Source organism: Legionella sp. km772 (assembly GCF_003989735.1).
Taxonomy (GTDB): domain Bacteria; phylum Pseudomonadota; class Gammaproteobacteria; order Legionellales; family Legionellaceae; genus Legionella.
In genome coordinates, this window is sequence record NZ_RZGQ01000258.1 from 1 (window position 1) to 3157 (window position 3157).

Here is a 3157-nt window from a genome sequence, read left to right on the forward strand (position 1 = left end):
AATTAACTAAAAATCAGATGAAAAGGCAATCTATTAAGCGGCTCAGAAAAAATGCTGGATGGGATGATTCTATTTTAACCACTATCTTATCTCAAAATTTTTCATGAGGTGACCCTGAATTGCGCTATCTTATTTCTGGGCCAAGGCCAGCGACCTTCTTTCGTGAGGGATTCATCATCAATATCAACAATAATCACTTTATTCACTTCTTTATAGGAGTGAGGAAATAAAGAAACGATGTGATCGTAGATGAAGTAATTAACACGAGTAATGATAGCACTCATTACTGGTACGTTAAAAAGAACCACTACTAAAACAAAAACAACACACAGGAGGCCCAGCAGTATTTGAATCCGTCTTGCAGAACGCTTTAGAGATCCATATAACTGCGCAATCATCTTCATCAATTAAACCACAGCGTATTTGATGCCTAAAAGGGTCTGATAGCTGCTAAAAATTCGGCCGGCATTATAGTATTGTTCTTCTAACCGCACGGTCAAGTCCTTATAGGTGTAAGCTAACCCGCCGCCAAAATGTACGCCATTTTTATCTAAATTTAACTGTGGAGAAATGCCATTAATTGCTATATTGACTAGCGGTCTACTGTTCTTAAAACTCAGCACTTGCACAAGACCAGCATTGATGAAAGGAATCCACGAGGGGTATTTTTCTAGAGTGTAGCCAAATTCGACATTTTCCATTAAAAACCAGGACTTGTTAGATAAAGGTTCAATTGTTTGAGTTGGGAAATTCGTTTGAAAGAAAAAAGAATAAGCTCCACTGTCTACTGTGGTATAAAGTATGCGTGCATTCGCATTCATCAACCATCTATTCCAAGTCTTGGTATACAAGCCCATAAGACTAACAAACCAGTTTGTACTATAGGTATTAGCATAGCCTATATGTTCATCTATTCAGTTTGAATTAATATCTAAAAAAGAAGTAATATTTACCTTATTTCGACCATAAGCACCCGAAAGATCCACAAAAAAATTAGGTTGAAATTCTTTAAGCAAATGGCCAAATAAGGTGTTATTCCGTATGCTTTGCACTGAGTGAGTTGGAAAACCCGGGTTAAGAAGGATCTGAGAGCCTAGTTGGGTTTCGACTCTAAAAAGAGCAAGGCCAGCCGTCAACCCCGGAAATAATTGAATATTATTCCCACCTACTGAAGCTAATTTTGAATAACCTTTATAGCTATTATAGTTTGTTCCTGTGGTGGAATTAAATTTAAAATCAGTATAAACCCCTAAAGCGCTAAGCCATAAATGACTCAATGGATTTTGCGCGCTTGCTGTTTGGGTGGTGAAATCCTCTTTTACTGGCGATAATTTATTTACCTCAGCACTCACTGCTTGTGAACTAACTAACACAACTATTGAACATAAAAGGCTAAATCTCATATCCCTATTCTCTGAAATAAAAAGCAATCCTATATCATATAGCAAATTTATATAGGAACAAGAATGATTTTGATAGAAGGGGTCTAAAATAAATATTAATTAGAATGAATTCCGTTTTTCCCTAACTATTTCTGCAGGATATTTATGATATGCTACTAAGCTCATCATAATTATAGGGAAATAGAATGATTTTTAAGCTGAGAAATACGCTCGGGCCTTTACTACTCATGGTAACATGCCCCATTTTTGTATTCCTTTTTTGGTATACGATAACCCAATTACAAGGCTCTATATGGGCTTTATGGGAATTGATCGAACAACAAGGCTTGTTGCAAACCATTTATCTTACCGCCAAACCTTATTTTTTCGGTAGTCCAACGGCTTGGTTCATGATCTTCCTTTTTATGGTTTTTCAATTAGGTTTATTACGGCTTCTACCCGGAAAAGAATTTAATGGGCCTATTACTCCTAAAGGCAATGTTCCTGTGTATAAAGAAAATGGGCCCCTAGCTTTTTTCCTTACTATGCTATGTTTTTGTGTTGCAAGCTTTGGTCTGCACCTTTTCTCTGCGGCTATTTTATATGAGCAATTAGGTGCTCTTTTTGGAGCTTTAAATCTATTAAGTCTAATCACCTGTGTATTTTTATATATCAAAGGCCGATTTTATCCCTCCACAACTGACTCTGGTATAACAAAAAATATAATATTTGATTATTACTGGGGCACAGAACTTTACCCACAGATCAAAGGTTGGAATATTAAGCAATTTATTACTTGTCGTTTTGGAATGATGAGTTGGGGCTTATTTTTAATTTCCTATTGTGCAAAGCAAGCTGAACTGGGAGCGGTCTCCAATTCAATGTTAATTTCAGTAGGATTACAGTTTGTCTATTTAAGTAAATTTTATCTTTGGGAAAAGGGTTATTTACGTTCCCTAGACATCATGCATGATCGTGCCGGTTTTTATATTTGTTGGGGATGCATGGTATGGGTACCTTGTGTATATACCTCACCCAGTATGTATTTAGTAACTCATCCTATTCATCTCAATAACCTATTAGCCCTAGTAATCACCGTCCTCGGTGTCGTTAGTATTATGATTAATTATTTTGCCGATAAGCAGAGACTTAATACGCGAGCCAGCAATGGCGAGTGTACCGTTTGGGGCAAAAAACCTGTTACTTTAGCAGTCCGCTATCATACGGAACAGGGAGAGGAAAAACATACTCTATTATTGGCTTCAGGGTGGTGGGGAGTCGCACGTCATTTCCATTATATACCAGAATTGACGGGAACTTTTTTCTGGTCAGTCCCTGCTTTATTTACCCATTTCGCCCCCTATTTCTACCTTGCTTTTTTAACCATTCTTCTGGTTGATAGAGCATTTCGAGATGATCAACGCTGTGAAAAGAAATACGGTGATTATTGGAAAGAATATTGTCAACTCGTGCCTTATAAAATTATCCCTTTCTTTTTATAAGGTTGAAGCGGATTAATTCGTTATCTCTCATCAGCTAGACTCCACGGTTTATCCGTGGAGGTAGTGCTTAAATTTTGAAAAAAGCCACAGGTAAACTCTATTAGAGATAAAACTTCTGTGCATTATAAGAGGATATTTTATTTGACCCTAACTCACTCATGTTACGCACGGTCAATTTTAAGCTGCCATATTTTTAAGCTCCTGCCAAGCAATCTGGTTCGCTCTAAGAATCAATTTGTACTTAATAGCAAAGTGATTTAAATGAGTTTTTAT

The 3157-nt window shown here is 36.8% G+C and carries 4 protein-coding genes; 1 reads left to right on the forward strand and 3 read right to left on the reverse strand.

Annotated elements, in window-relative coordinates:
* Positions 1–101: 101 nt before the first annotated feature.
* From ELY15_RS14830 to ELY15_RS14840, 3 genes are all read right to left on the reverse strand, one after another.
* Complete coding sequence (locus tag ELY15_RS14830; RefSeq protein ID WP_127101380.1) at positions 102–404, reverse strand: CHASE2 domain-containing protein; 303 nt, start codon at positions 402–404, stop codon at positions 102–104.
* Positions 405–407: 3 nt separating this feature from the next.
* Positions 408–821 (reverse strand): hypothetical protein, encoded by a 414-nt coding sequence (locus ELY15_RS14835; RefSeq protein ID WP_127101382.1) that lies wholly within the window; start codon positions 819–821, stop codon positions 408–410.
* A gap of 93 nt (positions 822–914) precedes the next feature.
* Entirely contained in the window at positions 915–1403 is a 489-nt protein-coding gene (locus tag ELY15_RS14840) for a hypothetical protein (protein WP_127101384.1), read from the reverse strand.
* A 185-nt stretch (positions 1404–1588) separates the two neighbouring features.
* On the opposite strand from ELY15_RS14840, the gene ELY15_RS14845 reads away from it, so the two are divergent.
* A complete protein-coding gene (locus ELY15_RS14845) occupies positions 1589–2884 on the forward strand; it encodes a 7-dehydrocholesterol reductase (RefSeq protein ID WP_127101386.1) in 1296 nt (431 codons plus the stop codon).
* The last annotated feature ends 273 nt before the right edge of the window (positions 2885–3157 follow it).

What these genes read in the sequence shown, in the direction of transcription:
- ELY15_RS14835 (WP_127101382.1), bottom strand. Translation starts at nt 821, where the DNA reads ATGAATGCGAATGCACGCATACTTTATACCACAGTAGACAGTGGAGCT.
- ELY15_RS14840 (WP_127101384.1), bottom strand. Translation starts at nt 1,403, where the DNA reads ATGAGATTTAGCCTTTTATGTTCAATAGTTGTGTTAGTTAGTTCACAA.
- ELY15_RS14830 (WP_127101380.1), bottom strand. Translation starts at nt 404, where the DNA reads ATGAAGATGATTGCGCAGTTATATGGATCTCTAAAGCGTTCTGCAAGA.
- ELY15_RS14845 (WP_127101386.1), top strand. Translation starts at nt 1,589, where the DNA reads ATGATTTTTAAGCTGAGAAATACGCTCGGGCCTTTACTACTCATGGTA.